Below are 15,368 nucleotides of genomic sequence, written 5' to 3'. Positions count from 1 at the left end.
AGAGGAGGACGACAAATGGGACGTGTGGTTGTAGGAATTGCTGCAAATGAATCACTAGATGCAGGCGAAAATTTACATCATTTATCAATTGCATACACACCAAGTGGGTATGTCAAAGCAGTGCAACAAGCAGGTGGTTTGCCTATGGTGATGCCAATTGATTCTGCGGACATGGCAAAAGAATATGTTGCGCGAATTGACAAGCTTATTTTAGCTGGCGGACAAGATGTTTCACCGCGTTATTACAAGCAAACAAAAACCGTTCAAGGAAGCTATTTAGAAAAACGCGATCAGTTTGAATTAGCTTTAATGGACGAAGCATTAAAACAAGGAAAACCGGTTTTTGCAGTCTGTCGTGGCATGCAATTGATGAACGTCTTCTTTGGTGGCGATTTAAAGCAAGAACTACATTCTTACACTGAAATTGCACATATGCAAAATCCCATTCCGAAAGAACAACCCGCGCACGAATTGTTAACGCAAGAAACAAGTATTTTACGTTCAATTTACGGGAAACAGGCAGAAGTCAATTCTTTTCATAATCAAGGCGTCAATCGAGTGGCACGTGAGTTTCAAGAAGCCGCATGTTGCTCAGATGGTTTAGTTGAAGCAATTGAAAATAAACCGCGTCGCTTGTTAGGAGTACAATGGCATCCAGATTTTGCCTTTACTACCCAACCAAAAGAAATGGAAGTTTTTGATTATGTCGTCAATGCATTATAAAAATATGTATTCAAAAGATAAGGAGAATATGCAATGAAAAAACTAGGATTTTTGTTAGTTGCATCCACTCTGTTATTAACAGGGTGTTTTGGTGGGGGTAACACAACAGGGAGTAGTGCAGGTGAAAATGACAATTCAGCCGCCGAAAACGTTAAACAAGAAATTTCTGTTTCACTTTCGGGAGAACTATCTACTTTAGATAGTGCCCAATATACAGATGTAAATAGTTCAGATATGATTGGTCAGTTAACAGAAGGCTTATACCGTTTAGATGAAAACAACGACCCAGAATTAGCTTTAGCTAGTGCAGAACCGACAGTCAGCGAAGATGGTTTGACGTATACGTTTACGTTACGCGATAGTAATTACAGTGATGGTACGCCAGTTAAAGCAGAAGATTTCGTGTATGCTTTCCAATCCGTTGTTGATCCAGAAACAGCATCTAGTAGTAGTAACCGCATGGATATTTTCAAAAATGGTCGTAGTATTCGTGAAGGTGAGAAAGACGTTTCTGAATTAGGTGTTAAAGCTGTGGATGATACAACGTTAGAATTACAATTAGAAGATCCACTACCATTCTTACCACAAATTTTGACGGGGACACCATTTATGCCTAAACAAAAAACTTTTGCAGAAGAAAAAGGTAAAGCCTACGGAACAACTGCAGAAAACTTTATTGGCAACGGTCCGTTTGTGATTAAAGGCTGGAATGGAAATAATGAGTCATGGACATTAGAAAAAAATCCTGAGTATTGGGATAAAGAGAATGTAAAATTAGAAACGATCGATGTTCAAGTAGTCAAAGAAATTGCTACGGGTACAAATTTATTTGATGACGGGCAACTAGATTACACGCTCTTGGCAGATACGTATGCCCAACAATATCAAGATTCAGCCCAAGCAAATTTCGAGCCTAAAGCGACTGTTGGTTATATTAGTCCTAACCAAAAACGTGAAGTGACAGGCAATGTAAATGTGCGTAAAGCAATTTTACAAGCGATTGACAAAGAAAGCTTTACCCAAAATATCTTGGCAGATGGTTCAACCGCATTGAATGGTTTTGTTGCGAAAAATTTTGCGAAAAATCCAAGTAGCGGTGAAGATTTCCGTGAAGAAAATGGCGATATTTTACCTTATAATGTAGAAGAAGCTCAAAAAGCTTGGCAAGAAGCCAAAAAAGAATTAGGTAAAGATGAAATTACCTTAGAATTGTTATCTGCTGATACGGCGCTAGCAAAGAAAACCATTGAGTTCATTCAAGGTCAGTTAGAAGAAAATCTTCCAGGATTAACAATAGAATTGAAATCTGTTCCTTTACAAAACCGTTTAGACTTACAAACACAAGGAGAATTTGACTTAGTTTTCGGAACTTGGACACCCGATTATGCTGATCCAATTGATTTCTTAAACTTCTATGATTCTAAAAGTGGTTTGAATACTGCAGGTTATAATAACTCAACGTATGATGAAGGCTTACAAGCGGCTCGTACAACATTAGCGAATGATCCAGATGCTCGTTGGCAAGAATTATTGAAAATGGAAAAACTACTCATTGGTGAAGATACAGCAGTGTTGCCTTTATATCAAGGTGCAGTAGCTTATTTGAAAACCGATCGTTTAGAAGGATTACAAGTTTTCCCATTTGGTCGTACCGTATCATTTAGAACAGCCTATGTGACGGAATAGAAAATAAATTTAAAACGCCAAAAACCTATTAAAATGAGGTTTTGGCGTTTTTTTTAAGAAAATATTGAGAGAATTAAGAAAAATATCTTGCATTTTTAATAATTACTGATTAAAATCAAACTTAACTTCAGAAAAAATGAATTATTCTGAAAATTCACGGACATTTAAGGAGTTTTGGAAATGAAGAAAAGATATGCTTACGGTTTTCTAGCTATCTGTGGTTTAGTTCTTGCAGGTTGTACAACGGGCGGAAACAAAACTGATGATAGTGGTGCTGCGGAAGGTACTTCAGGTACAGCACAAGAATTTAATGTAGTGGTTCAACAAGAAATGCCAACAGCGGACTTATCCGTAGCGACAGATACAATCAGTTTTTCAGCATTAAACAATGTGTTTGAAGGGATTTATCGTTTAGATAAAGACAGCGTTCCTCAACCAGCTGGCGCAGCAGAAAAAGCTGAGGTAAGTGAAGATGGTTTAACTTATAAAGTTAAATTACGTGAAGACGCAAAATGGTCAAACGGTGATCCTGTAACAGCCGCAGACTACGTTTATGGCTGGCAACGTACAGTAGCTCCAGAAACAGCTTCTGAATATGCGTCAATGTTTGAAGTTGTTGCTAACGGAAAAGAAATTGCAGAAGGATCTAAAAAACCTGAAGAATTAGGTATCAAAGCTGTAGGTGATTACGAATTAGAAATTACTTTATCAAAAGCAACACCATACTTTGATTTCTTACTAGCATTTCCATCATTCTTCCCATTACATCAAGCAACAGTTGAAGAATTTGGTGACAAATATGCTGCGACAAGTGATAACGCTGTTTATAACGGTCCATTTACTTTAGACGGCTTTGACGGACCAGGTACAGATACTGAATGGAACTATGTGAAAAATGATAACTATTGGGATAAAGATACAGTGAAATTAGATCAAATCAACGTTAGCGTTGTAAAAGAAGCAAATACAGCGTTGAATCTATTCCAAGATGGACAAGTTGATGATGTTATTTTGACAGGTGAATTAGCACAACAAATGCAAAATGACCCAGCATACATTGCTCAACCAGAAGCAACGACTTATTATATTGAACTAAATCAACGCGATGAAAATTCACCATACCGTAATGCAGATTTACGTAAAGCAATTTCTTATGCAATTGACCGTGAAGCATTAGTGAACTCTATCTTAGGTGATGGTTCAGCTCCAGCTGTTGGTTTAGTACCAGAAAAAATGACGTTTAGTCCAATTGATGATAAAGACTTTACTGAAGAAGCTGGTTCTGTCTTAGAATACAATCCAGAAAAAGCCAAAGAGCATTGGGAAAAAGCGAAAAAAGAATTAGGTATCGAAACACTTGAAGCAGAATTCCTAGCTTCTGATACTGACTCTACGAAAAAATTAATTGAGTACCTACAAAATACACTTGAGGAAAACTTAGATGGCTTCAAAGTAACCTTAAGCCCAGTACCATTCTCAGTACGTTTAGATCGTTCAAATGCTGGTGAGTTTGATTTATTAAATGGGGGATGGGGCGCAGACTACGCAGATGCAAGTAGCTTTACTAATTTATTTGTAACTGGTAATTCTTACAACCGTGGTGGTTACAGCAATCCTGAATATGATAAACTTATTGATGAAGCAAACAACACTTATGCAAATGATCCAGAAAAACGTTGGGAAAGCTTGATTAAAGCAGAGCAAACAATCATGGCAGACCAAGGTATTATTCCAACGTATCAAAAAGCTGAAGCACATCTACGTGCAGAAAAAGTTAAAGGTGTTGTTGCTCACGTAGCAGGCGCACAATATGATTACAAATGGGTAACAATCGAAGAATAATCATTCAACATGAGTAGAAACGACAAATAATAATAGGCTGAGAACACTACTACGAAAAGTAGGGTTTCAGCCTATGTTATTTACTACTTGCAATCAATAAAGATAGTAAGCTCAAAACAAGTAAAATACCTGCCGGTTCTAGCCAAAACCGAAAGCTAGAACGCCCAACTTCTGACAATTTCAAATACTCTGTTTTTGATTTTTGACTGCGTTTTTTGAAGGATGCTTGAAAGAGGTCAAAAAATCCTGAGGCAAATACCCAAAGAAAACCGCCAATAATGAGAAACAGCAATGTAAATATGAATAGTGAATCTGATAAGGCACTAAATGAAAATTTTTGTAGGATAAATAAGCGAAAGACACTAAATAGTGTGCAAGCAAGACTAATTATCCACGAACTTTTTTTTAAATACATAAAATTATCCTTTCCTGTAAAAATTGGTATAATAACCAAGGGATAGTTTTAATTTACAAAACTATTGTCTAGAAGTCAAAATAAATTAGGAGGAGCTATCGTGAATAGTTATATTAAATACTTATTAAAACGCGTATTTTATATGCTGATTACGCTGTGGTTAATTGCAACAATTACATTTTTCTTGATGCAATTTCTACCAGGAACACCGTATTCAAATGCAGAAAAATTATCGCCAGAGCAAATTGCTCTCTTAAATAAACAGTTAGGTTTAGATAAACCTGTAATTGTGCAATATGGAAATTACTTATTAAACTTGTTACAAGGTAATTTCGGAATTTCATTCCAATTTAAAAACCAAGCAGTTTCTAGCTTATTAGGGGGTCGTATTGGACCATCTATGCAATTGGGGGTTCAAGCAATTATCTTCGGAACGGTTTTTGGAACTATTTTAGGAACCATTTCTGCGATGAAACAAAACTCTTGGGTGGACACAGGTGCGACTTTAGTAGCAATCTTGGGCCGCTCAATCCCTAACTTTGTATTTGCGGTATTATTACAATACATTTTTGCGATTAAATTACAAATTTTGCCAATTGCGAAATGGGATAGTTTCATCTACACTATTTTACCAACAATCGCGCTTGCAATGTCACCATTAGCCGATTCTGCGCGTTTTATTCGTACAGAAATGGTTGAAGTATTACACAGTGATTATGTTGAATTAGCTCGGGCAAAAGGTTTAAGTCGTTGGGAAATTTCTTTCCGTCATGGCTTGCGCAATAGTTTAATTCCATTATTAACCTTGTTAGGACCTTTAGCTGTTGGATTAATGACAGGTTCATTAGTTGTTGAAAATATTTTTGCGATTCCTGGTATTGGAGAACAATTCGTAAAATCAATCATGACCAATGATTATCCAACAATTATGGCTGTAACGATTTTATATTCAGCAATGTTAATTTTCGTGATTTTTATTGTCGATATCTTATACGGAATTGTTGATCCTCGTATTCGTGTATCAGAAGGGAGTCGTGGATAATGGAAAACGCAAAGAGAACACAAGCGGAAATTAATCAAATTCCAGCTTCTCAATTTGAGCCCTTAGAAAAAAATACTGCGATTGAACGTGAAGTCATTTCGGCACCTTCTTTAAGCTTTTTACAAGATTCTTGGCGTCGTTTGAAGAAAAATAAAGCGGCTGTTTTTTCTAGTAGTTTATTACTTGTCATTCTTTTGATTTCGATTGTGACAATTTTCTTCTCACCACATGATCCAACCGCACAAAATGTAAACTACATTAACTTACCGCCAAAAATTCCAGGAATTGATATCAATGGTTTTAATGGAACAGCAATGGTCGGTGGACAATTAGTTGATAAATATGCAGCAGCTAACGTTCCAGATGATGTGCACTTCTTTTTAGGGACAGATGGTTTAGGCCGTGACTTATTAAGCCGTTTATTCATGGGTACACGTATCTCCTTGTTAATTGCGTTTATTGCAGCAATGCTTGATATTATTTTTGGTGTGACATATGGTTTGATTTCTGGTCTTCTAGGTGGTCGCGTGGATAACGTGATGCAACGTATCTTAGAAGTATTATCAGGTATTCCAAACTTGGTTGTTATGATTTTAATGTTAGTTGTATTTAAACCAGGTATCTTCTCAATTGTTGCTGCAATGGCAATTACTAACTGGATTCCAATGGCACGTATTGTACGGGCACAAACAATGAAATTAAAAGATCAAGAATTTGTCTTAGCAGCGACAACGTTAGGTGAAAAACGTAGTAAAATTGCGTTTAAGCATATATTGCCAAATATTTCTAGTGTGATTATCGTACAAATGATGTTTAGTATTCCTTCTGCGATCTTCTTCGAAGCCTTCTTGAGCTTCATTGGTTTAGGTTTGAAACCACCAACCGCTTCTTTAGGGATGTTATTGAGCGATGGATATAAAACATTTAGATTCTTACCCTATCAAATGTGGATTCCAGCAGTTGTATTATCAGTAATTATGATTGGCTTTAACTTATTAGCAGATGGACTAAGAGATGCTTTTGATCCGAAAATGAAAGAGTGAGTATGATGAAAAAAATTTTAGAAGTAAAAGATTTAAAAATTTCATTTGAAACCTATGCTGGTAAAGTACAAGCTATTCGTAATGTTGATTTTGATTTATATCAAGGTGAAACTTTAGCTATCGTAGGTGAATCAGGTAGTGGTAAATCCGTAACTACTCGTAGTATCATGGGCTTATTAGCAAATAACGCTGTTGTTGAAAGCGGTGAAATTTTATTTAACGGCTCAGATATTTTGAAAAAATCAGAAAAAGAAATGCAAAAAATTCGCGGAAAAGAAATTGCAATGATTTTCCAAGATCCGATGACTTCACTTGATCCGACCATGACAATTGGAAAACAAGTGGCAGAATCATTATTAAAACACAATAAGATTTCGAAAAAAGAAGGCTTGGCGCAAGCGTTAGAATTATTAAAACTTGTAGGTATTCCTAATGCTGAAAAACGTTTAAATAATTATCCTCACCAATTTTCTGGTGGACAACGCCAACGTATCGTTATTGCGATTGCCCTGATTTGTTACCCACACATTCTAATTGCTGATGAACCAACGACAGCGCTAGACGTAACAATTCAAGCTCAAATTTTAGAGTTATTAAAAGAAATTCAAGAAAAAATGAATTCTTCGATTATTTTCATCACCCATGACTTAGGAGTAGTTGCCAATGTGGCTGACCGTGTAGCAGTTATGTACGCTGGGAAAATTGTTGAAATCGGTACAGCTGAGGAAATTTTCTACAATCCACAACATCCTTATACGTGGGGATTATTGGGTTCAATGCCAACATTAGAAGGAACTAGCGATCGTTTATATGCAATTCCTGGTACACCTCCTGATTTATTAGAACCACCATTAGGCGATTCTTTTTATCCACGTAATGAATTTGCTTTGAAAATTGATGCTGAAGAACAACCACCATTTTTCGAAGTATCACCAACCCACAAAGCAGCAACGTGGTTATTAGCACCACAAGCGCCAAAAGTAACGCCACCAGAAGAGATTCAAATTCGTTGGGCGAAATTTAAAGAAAAACAACAAGGTAGAGCATAGGAGGGAAAGTCAGTGAGAAAAGTTTTACTAGAAGTTGAAGGCTTAAAACAATACTTTAACGTCGGTCGTAAAGACGAAGTGAAAGCTGTTGATGACATTACTTTCCATATCTATGAGGGAGAGACGTTTGGTTTAGTTGGTGAATCAGGTAGTGGTAAATCAACAACTGGACGTACAGTTATTCGTTTGAATCACCCAACAGGCGGTAAAGTTGTCTTTGATGGCAAAGACGTAATGAGCTTAAAATCAAAAAAAGAAATGAAAGATTTTCGTCGTGATGTGCAAATGATTTTCCAAGATCCTTACGCATCATTAAATCCACGAATGAAAGTTCGTGACATTATTGCAGAAGGGATTGACGTAAACGGGTTAGCTAAGACTGAAAAAGAGCGTAATGATCGTGTGAATGAGCTGTTAAAAACAGTCGGCTTAAATCCAAACCATGGAACTCGTTACCCACATGAATTCTCAGGTGGCCAACGTCAACGTATTGGGATTGCACGTGCATTAGCAGTTGATCCTAAATTCATCATTTGTGATGAGCCAATTTCTGCCTTGGACGTATCCATTCAAGCCCAAGTGGTAAACTTATTACAAGATTTACAAAAAGAACATCAATTAACTTATTTATTCATTGCCCACGATTTATCCATGGTAAAACACATCAGTGACCGAATTGGTGTAATGCATCATGGGAAATTATTAGAAGTAGGTAGCAGTGACGATATTTATTATCATGGTGTGCATCCATATACAGAAAGTCTGTTGTCAGCTATTCCATTACCTGATCCAGATTATGAGCGCACTCGTCAACGTATCAAATACGTAGATGACCCAAATGATACACGTCCACGCAAGATGCAAGAAATTGCTAAAGGGCATTATGTCTATGCTACGGATGAAGAAAAAGTAATCTATCAAGAAAAATTACAGCAAAAACAAAAATAATCATTGATTCAGTTAATTAAGAGGAAAACAAATTAGTGTTTTTCTCTTGATTATTACCTCGTGATTGCTTATTATGATACGTATCCGTATAAACTGAGTATTCAGAATTTTTAGGAAATTAAGATTGAAGAGGAGATTGGAGTAAGGGGTGGAGAAATGAGCGTATTAAAAGGTTATAAATTTCGCATCTACCCAGATGAAAAACAAAAAAAGTTTTTTATTGAAACGTTTGGTTGTGTCAGATTCACATACAATCATTTATTAATGGCTAGACAAACAGGTGCAGCGAGAAATACTACAATGACACCTGCGTCATTGAAGAAAGAGTATCCTTTTTTAAAGAAAACAGACAGTTTAGCTTTAGCGAATGCCCAAAGGAATTTAGATCGAGCATTTCGTAATTATTTCAGTGGTCGGGCTGGTTACCCAAAATTGAAAACAAAAAAAAGCACATGGCAATCTTATACAACAAATAACCAGCAACATACGGTTTATTTAGAAGGTGAATATTTAAAAGTTCCCAAGCTAAAAAGTCTCGTGCCGGTTCATTTGCATCGTGAAATACGTGGCAAAATTAAGTCAGTGACGATTTCTGCTAAGCGCAATCGTGAATTTTATGCCTCTATTTTATGTGTAGAAGAAGTAGAAGAGTTGCCAAAAACAAATGATTTAGTAGGCATTTCATACTGTCCAGAAAATCTGATTCAGATTTCTGCACAGAGAGAATTACCACAAATCGATCAATCCCATTTAATTAAACAATTAGGGAAAGAACAAAAGAAATTGCAACTAAGAGCAAAAGTTGCGAAAAAACGTAAAGTACGTTTAATCAATGCCAAAAATTATCAAAAACAAAAAGAACGCGTCTTGAAATTACGCACGACTAAATTGGATCAAAAAAGAAATTTTATCGATCAGCTAACAATTAGTTTGGTTCGCGATTTTGATTATTTATTTATTGAATCTAAACCAAAGTTTCAAAATGAATCTGGAGAATTTTCAGAAGCTGATTGGCAACAATTTATTCAACGAATCCAATACAAAGGTCGTTGGTATGGCAAAGAAGTTCGTTATATTGAAGTAAAAGAATTGAAAAATGAAAAGTGTAAAGAAATAGAACGTTTGGGTCGTGCACAATTGACCTAAACCTTAAGAACTGAAAGGGACTTCAGGGATCGCCTAGGGTATAGAAAAAATCTTCGCATTTTTGTTTCTAGGAACACTGTCCACTAATTATGAAAAACCGAAAAGAAGCTGTTTTGTCCTTGGGGCAAAACAGCTTCTTTGTATTAAATTTCTTCGTGAAAAACATCTTCTTTGAGGCGATAGATTTTCGATGGACGACCAATTCCTACTGGCCGTTCTCCGATTTCATCGAAAAAACGTAAAAGAGATTTTTTAAAATTGGAATGATCGATGGTACGAAAATCAACTCCTAAAAATTTGGCAAAAACTTTTCTTGCTTCAGTAATCGTAAAACTATCACCAAGGACTTGTAAGACTTGCGGTTCATGTTCCATTTTGTTTACGACACGTTTGAAGGCTTTTAAAATAATTTCGCTGTGGTCAAAGGCTAGGGTATCTTTACCTAAAGATTGACCGGTCCGCAAATCTAAAATGATTTCAACGTCCCCGTTAATTAAATACAATTGATTGTTTTTACGCTCTAGCGAGAACCAACGTACTTCATTCGCGTCATCTCCAGCAGATAAGGGTTCTTCGCCAATAAAAGCAAGATAACTTACCGTTACGACCCAACCTCGTGGATCACGATTCGGTGTGCTAAAGGTATGTAGTTGCTCAATATTTTGGGCAGAAATGGTGACGCTTGTTTCTTCTTTGGTTTCGCGGAGTACACTTTCACCTGTGGATTCATTAGGATTAACAAAGCCTCCTGGTAATGCCCACGAATCACGATAAGGATTGCTTTTTCGTTGGATTAGAAGAACTTTTAATTGGTCGTTTTCTTTGTTGTAACACATTAAAACGATATCGACAGTGACAGAAGGTTTTTCGTATTTTGGTTGTTCTTGCTTTTGATACCAATCTAGAAATTCTTGTTCTGTCGCATGTTGTTCATAATAAGTTTTTTCTTCGGCTTTGGAAGCAAACGCCATCTTTTTCCCTCCCTAAGTAATCTATTCGTCCTTTTATTGTATCATGCTTTATAGAGAAGCTAAAGCCTAGGAAAAGAGAAACATCAGAATTAGATTAAAGAAGAAAAGTGCTAGATACGTCAACATTCCTTTTTTATTTTTTTGTTGTAGCTGTGTAAATCCTAGTCCAATAATCGCTAATAAAATGGCTACTCGAATCAGCTTAGTCAACATCAAAAAGAGCAGAAGATGTCCATGGATATTCATATAGCCATAAATTGGTGGATAAAAATTACAAAATAAAACATGAATTGCCGTTAAGATAATAAAAAATAATAAGAGTGAACGTTCTTTGGTATTCATACAAGCTCCTTTCATAGATACGTCTTATATTATAGCAAAACTTATTTTACGCGCCAAAAATTCTTTTGCAGATTATAAATTTAGGAAACTCAGTTAAAAATAAAAACACACTAACTAAAATGTGGTATACTAGCAAAGAATAATCTCGTTTTAGAGCAGAGGAGGAGACCCATGGCTGAGAAAGAAACTTTTTATATTACTACGCCAATCTATTACCCAAGCGGCAAATTACATATTGGTAATTCATACACAACAATTGCTTGTGATGCAGTTGCTCGCTATAAAAGATTAATGGGATTTGATGTCTTCTACTTAACTGGAGTAGATGAACATGGACAAAAAATTGAGAAAAAAGCAGAAGAACTCGGTGTAAAGCCACAAGAATATGTTGACCGTATGGCAGCAGATGTCAAAAAACTATGGAAGACATTGGATATTAGTTACGATAAATTTATTCGTACTACAGATGATTATCACAAAGAAGCTGTGAAAAAAATCTTCCAACAACTATTAGACCAAGATGATATTTACTTAGGAGAGTACGAAGGCTGGTATTCAGTTTCTGACGAAGAATTCTTCACGGAAACACAATTAGCGGAAGTATATCGTAATGAAGACGGAAAAGTCGTTGGTGGGAAAGCACCAAGCGGTCATGAAGTAGAATTAGTTAAAGAAAAATCTTATTTCTTCCGCATGGGAAAATATGCCGATCGTTTGTTAACCTATTACAACGAACATCCAGAATTTATTTTGCCAGAATCACGTAAAAACGAAATGATTAAAAACTTTATTGAACCAGGCTTAGAAGATTTAGCGGTTTCTCGTACAACATTCAAATGGGGTGTACCCGTGAATGCCAATCCTGAGCATGTTGTTTACGTGTGGATTGATGCGTTATCAAACTATATCACTGCTTTAGGCTATGGTTCAGACGATGAGAGTTTATTTAACAAATATTGGCCAGCAGATGTGCATATGGTTGGAAAAGAGATTGTTCGTTTCCATACGATTTATTGGCCAATTATGTTGATGGCATTGGATTTACCATTACCGAAAAAAATCTTTGGTCATGGCTGGTTAATGATGAAAGATGGTAAAATGTCTAAATCTAAAGGCAATGTCGTCTATCCAGAAATGTTAGTAGAACGCTATGGCTTAGATGCACTGCGTTATTATTTACTACGTTCGGTACCATTTGGTAGTGACGGAGTATTTACACCAGAAGACTTTGTAGCTCGCGTGAATTACGATTTAGCAAATGACTTAGGAAACTTGTTAAACCGTACCATTGCGATGATTAACAAGTATTGTGAGGGCATTGTGCCAAACTATGCGTCAAAAGTCACACCATTTGATAGTGAATTATCAACGACCGCAGCTAATGTTGTTGGACGTTATCACGAAGCAATGGATAAAATGGAATTTAGCACAGCGCTATCTGAAGTTTGGACGTTGATTTCTCGTGCTAATAAATACATTGATGAAACAGAGCCTTGGGTATTAGCAAAGGATGAAGAACGCAAAGCTGAACTAGATAGCGTAATGGTTCATTTAGCAGAAAGCTTGCGAATTGCGGCGATTTTATTACAACCAATTATGACAGAAACACCAGCAAGAATCTTTAGCCAATTAGGGTTAGATTCAGCGATGGACTTAAAGGATTTACATTTTGGGGAATTCCCAAGTGAAACAAAAGTAACGGTCAAAGGTACGCCAATTTTCCCACGTTTAGACATGGAAGTTGAAATAGACTATATTAAGCAGAAAATGTCTGAAGGAACAAAAAACAATGATGATTCTGTAAAATGGAGTCCAGAAGAAACAGAACTTGTTTCAGTCAAAGATAAAGAAATCAAATATGAAGACTTTGATAAAATCGAATTAAAAGTTGCTGAAGTGATCGATTGTCAAAAAGTCAAAGGTGCAGATAAATTATTACAATTCCGTCTAGCCGCTGGTGACAATCAAGATCGTCAAATTTTATCAGGGATTGCTGAATTTTATCCAGATCCAAGTGCCTTAATCGGAATGAAAGTTGTGATAGTGGCCAACTTGAAACCACGTAAGATGCGTGGTCAAATTAGCCAAGGGATGATCTTATCTGCTGAAGATGCTTCTGGTAAATTACAAGTTGTTGAAGCACCAAAAGGTATGCCAAATGGTTCAATTATAGCGTAATATAAACGAAGAGCATGACATTTGTTGAAGTGTCATGCTCTTTTTTATTTTGGTTTCATTCATAATTGTTTTGTGAAAACAAAAAAGAGTGGATTGCTCCACTCCGTTTTTGTACGTTAATCATACATTTAATCTATTTCAATTTGAGCAGGTTTTTTCGCATTACTTGGATTTTTAATTCCCACAATAAACCCAATCAAAGCAATTGAGATAAGGACAGTCCAGAAAATAACTTCCCATAAAGTAGAATGTGGGAATGAATGTGGAATAACGCCTAATTTCTCATGACCTAATGTTAAGACAGCTAATTTGACACCAACCCAACCAACAATTAGGAAAGCGGCTGTTTCTAGAGATGGGAATTTTTCTAGAAGAGTAACAAACCAACGAGCTGCAAAACGCATCATAATAACACCGATTAGACCACCTAAGAACATGACCACAAAGGGACCTGCATTAATACCGCCAATGCTAATGCTGCCTAAGCTAGGCAATGTAACGGCAATAGCAACTGCTGCTAAAATAGAATCTACTGCAAAAGCAATGTCTGCTAATTCTACTTTTAAGACAGTCATCCAAAAACCAGATGTTTTTTTCTGTGCTTGCGCTTCATCTGCATGACCTGAATTAGTCAATATTTCGTAAATATGTTTACTTGACATAAACAATAGATAAATCGCTCCTACAGCTTGAATTTGCCAAAAATTAACCAACACGGTGATTAAGAATATTGCAATAAATCGGAAGATAAATGCTCCGAATAATCCATATAATAATGCTTTTTGTTGCTGATCTTTTGGTAAGTGTTTGACCATGACAGCCATCACAACAGCGTTATCAGCTGCTAATAAGCCTTCTAATACAATCAATACGACAAGTACCCAAGCGTATTGTAATAATATTGCTTCCAATGTAATGAAAATCCTCCTTTAATTTTAAAAAAATGAGAATGATTTATCTTGTATCGTAAGACAAATCATTCCCCTATGAATACTACCATATCAACTTATAGTTGTAAATATTTGAATGAATAAGAAAAATCGGATTTTTGCAAAAAATGGCTTTTTTTATTACTATTAAAATAAGATGAAAGATTGGAGATGTGTAAATTGGGTGTAGATGATGATAAAAAGAAAAATTTCTCAGTGTTCAGTCGGATTTCTAAATCACTAGGAGTGGAAAAGAAAGACGATACGACTCAGGAAGAAGAACCGACTATTGACGTTAGCACAACAGATGAGCAACAAGTAGACTCCATATCTGATAATGTTGTGGATTTGGCTGAAAAGCAAAAACAAGAAAAGAGCCAAGAAGGATTAAAATGGTTAAAGGCTGCCGCAGATGTCGGCGATACTGGAGCTATGAATGAGTTGGCCTATTGCTACCTATCTGGCGTGGGTTTAACGCCTGACCCGATTGAAGGTGAGCTTTGGTTACGTCGTTCCGCAGAACTAGGTGACTTATGGGCAATTGTGGATTTAGCAGTGCGCTTGTTAGATGGTGAAGGAATCGAAAAAAATTCTTTCGAAGGAGAAAAATGGTTGCGTTTGGCAGTTGAGCGTCGTGATGCGATTGCCACTAGAGTACTCGGTTATCGTTTGTTACATGGCGATGGCTTGCAGAGAAATAAAGAAGAAGGCGCTCGTTATTTGTTTATTGCCGCAGAAGAGCTACATGAATTAGTGGCAATGCGTTTATTGGGCATCTATCTTATCAAAGGCGATTTCTTAACCAAAAATGTAAAACAAGGGGAATATTGGTTAAAAAGAGCTGCAGATGGTGGCGAGAAAGTTGCTATGCGTGAATGGGGCAGATATTTAATACGAGGGCTGTAAATAAGTACAGCTCTACGCGATGTCATTTTCCAGAAAGTAAGGCTAATTTGGCAATTCCGCAATTTCTTGTTCAATAAAAGTTTCTATTTTTGAATGAAGAAATTGCGGATGCTTCAAAGTCTATTTGGTGAGAAAAATTGACTTTCAA

General features: G+C 36.3%; 14 protein-coding genes. 10 read left to right on the top strand and 4 right to left on the bottom strand.

Features of this window, described 5'->3' with window-relative positions; all coding sequences use genetic code 11:
• Positions 1–15: 15 nt before the first annotated feature.
• The 3 genes from AC4BC7_RS09825 to AC4BC7_RS09815 all read left to right on the top strand — a co-directional run bounded on the left by AC4BC7_RS09825 (position 16) and on the right by AC4BC7_RS09815 (position 4,251).
• Entirely contained in the window at positions 16–723 is a 708-nt protein-coding gene (locus AC4BC7_RS09825) for a gamma-glutamyl-gamma-aminobutyrate hydrolase family protein (RefSeq protein ID WP_490502752.1), read from the top strand.
• Positions 724–756: 33 nt separating this feature from the next.
• On the top strand, positions 757–2,409 hold the full coding sequence (locus tag AC4BC7_RS09820) for a peptide ABC transporter substrate-binding protein (RefSeq protein ID WP_490502751.1): 1,653 nt from the start codon (positions 757–759) through the stop codon (positions 2,407–2,409).
• Between the two features lie 180 nt (positions 2,410–2,589).
• Entirely contained in the window at positions 2,590–4,251 is a 1,662-nt protein-coding gene (locus AC4BC7_RS09815) for a peptide ABC transporter substrate-binding protein (RefSeq protein WP_207871566.1), read from the top strand.
• 76 nt (positions 4,252–4,327) lie between these two features.
• Here AC4BC7_RS09815 and AC4BC7_RS09810 read toward each other — a convergent pair whose 3' ends face one another.
• Entirely contained in the window at positions 4,328–4,666 is a 339-nt protein-coding gene (locus AC4BC7_RS09810; RefSeq protein WP_490502750.1) for a DUF3899 domain-containing protein, read from the bottom strand.
• 100 nt (positions 4,667–4,766) lie between these two features.
• Between AC4BC7_RS09810 and opp3b the strand changes: the two genes are divergently transcribed.
• The 5 genes from opp3b (at position 4,767) to AC4BC7_RS09785 (ending at position 9,894) form a co-directional block, all read left to right on the top strand.
• Positions 4,767–5,708, top strand: coding sequence for an oligopeptide ABC transporter permease (opp3b, locus tag AC4BC7_RS09805; RefSeq protein WP_207871564.1), 942 nt, complete (start codon positions 4,767–4,769; stop codon positions 5,706–5,708).
• Positions 5,708–6,751: an oligopeptide ABC transporter permease gene (gene opp3C, locus AC4BC7_RS09800; RefSeq protein WP_207871563.1), complete on the top strand. Its 1,044-nt coding sequence runs from the start codon at positions 5,708–5,710 to the stop codon at positions 6,749–6,751. Before opp3b ends, opp3C begins: the two co-directional genes overlap by 1 nt.
• Before the next feature lie 5 nt (positions 6,752–6,756).
• A complete protein-coding gene (locus tag AC4BC7_RS09795) occupies positions 6,757–7,800 on the top strand; it encodes an ABC transporter ATP-binding protein (RefSeq protein WP_490502749.1) in 1,044 nt (347 codons plus the stop codon).
• A gap of 12 nt (positions 7,801–7,812) precedes the next feature.
• Positions 7,813–8,748, top strand: a complete 936-nt coding sequence (locus tag AC4BC7_RS09790; protein WP_207871561.1) for an ATP-binding cassette domain-containing protein — start codon at positions 7,813–7,815, stop codon at positions 8,746–8,748.
• A 156-nt stretch (positions 8,749–8,904) separates the two neighbouring features.
• Positions 8,905–9,894: an RNA-guided endonuclease TnpB family protein gene (locus tag AC4BC7_RS09785; protein WP_207871560.1), complete on the top strand. Its 990-nt coding sequence runs from the start codon at positions 8,905–8,907 to the stop codon at positions 9,892–9,894.
• Positions 9,895–10,037: 143 nt separating this feature from the next.
• On the opposite strand, the gene AC4BC7_RS09780 is transcribed toward AC4BC7_RS09785, so the two are convergent.
• Both AC4BC7_RS09780 and AC4BC7_RS09775 read right to left on the bottom strand, forming a co-directional pair.
• Complete coding sequence (locus tag AC4BC7_RS09780; protein WP_207871559.1) at positions 10,038–10,865, bottom strand: NUDIX domain-containing protein; 828 nt, start codon at positions 10,863–10,865, stop codon at positions 10,038–10,040.
• A gap of 66 nt (positions 10,866–10,931) precedes the next feature.
• Positions 10,932–11,207 (bottom strand): hypothetical protein, encoded by a 276-nt coding sequence (locus AC4BC7_RS09775; protein WP_207871558.1) that lies wholly within the window; start codon positions 11,205–11,207, stop codon positions 10,932–10,934.
• A 171-nt stretch (positions 11,208–11,378) separates the two neighbouring features.
• On the opposite strand from AC4BC7_RS09775, the gene metG reads away from it, so the two are divergent.
• Positions 11,379–13,385 carry a methionine--tRNA ligase gene (metG, locus tag AC4BC7_RS09770; RefSeq protein ID WP_207871557.1) on the top strand — a complete coding sequence of 669 codons (2,007 nt, stop codon included), beginning with the start codon at positions 11,379–11,381 and terminating at the stop codon, positions 13,383–13,385.
• Positions 13,386–13,513: 128 nt separating this feature from the next.
• Here the strand turns inward: metG and AC4BC7_RS09765 are convergent, their stop codons facing one another.
• On the bottom strand, positions 13,514–14,296 hold the full coding sequence (locus AC4BC7_RS09765) for a TerC family protein (RefSeq protein WP_207871556.1): 783 nt from the start codon (positions 14,294–14,296) through the stop codon (positions 13,514–13,516).
• A 198-nt stretch (positions 14,297–14,494) separates the two neighbouring features.
• Here AC4BC7_RS09765 and AC4BC7_RS09760 point away from each other — a divergent pair, with 198 nt between their 5' ends.
• Positions 14,495–15,220 (top strand): tetratricopeptide repeat protein, encoded by a 726-nt coding sequence (locus AC4BC7_RS09760; protein WP_490502748.1) that lies wholly within the window; start codon positions 14,495–14,497, stop codon positions 15,218–15,220.
• The last annotated feature ends 148 nt before the right edge of the window (positions 15,221–15,368 follow it).

It is taken from the genome of Enterococcus sp. AMC1623, assembly GCF_058216495.1.
Note: the sequence above shows the minus strand (reverse complement) of the source record. Positions and strands in the feature narration are given on the sequence as shown.

Excerpts from the sequence above, each read along its gene's own strand:
- opp3C (WP_207871563.1), top strand. The coding sequence starts at position 5,708 with ATGGAAAACGCAAAGAGAACACAAGCGGAAATTAATCAAATTCCAGCT.
- AC4BC7_RS09795 (WP_490502749.1), top strand. The coding sequence starts at position 6,757 with ATGAAAAAAATTTTAGAAGTAAAAGATTTAAAAATTTCATTTGAAACC.
- AC4BC7_RS09825 (WP_490502752.1), top strand. The coding sequence starts at position 16 with ATGGGACGTGTGGTTGTAGGAATTGCTGCAAATGAATCACTAGATGCA.
- AC4BC7_RS09780 (WP_207871559.1), bottom strand. The coding sequence starts at position 10,865 with ATGGCGTTTGCTTCCAAAGCCGAAGAAAAAACTTATTATGAACAACAT.
- AC4BC7_RS09815 (WP_207871566.1), top strand. The coding sequence starts at position 2,590 with ATGAAGAAAAGATATGCTTACGGTTTTCTAGCTATCTGTGGTTTAGTT.
- AC4BC7_RS09820 (WP_490502751.1), top strand. The coding sequence starts at position 757 with ATGAAAAAACTAGGATTTTTGTTAGTTGCATCCACTCTGTTATTAACA.
- AC4BC7_RS09785 (WP_207871560.1), top strand. The coding sequence starts at position 8,905 with ATGAGCGTATTAAAAGGTTATAAATTTCGCATCTACCCAGATGAAAAA.
- AC4BC7_RS09775 (WP_207871558.1), bottom strand. The coding sequence starts at position 11,207 with ATGAATACCAAAGAACGTTCACTCTTATTATTTTTTATTATCTTAACG.
- AC4BC7_RS09810 (WP_490502750.1), bottom strand. The coding sequence starts at position 4,666 with ATGTATTTAAAAAAAAGTTCGTGGATAATTAGTCTTGCTTGCACACTA.
- metG (WP_207871557.1), top strand. The coding sequence starts at position 11,379 with ATGGCTGAGAAAGAAACTTTTTATATTACTACGCCAATCTATTACCCA.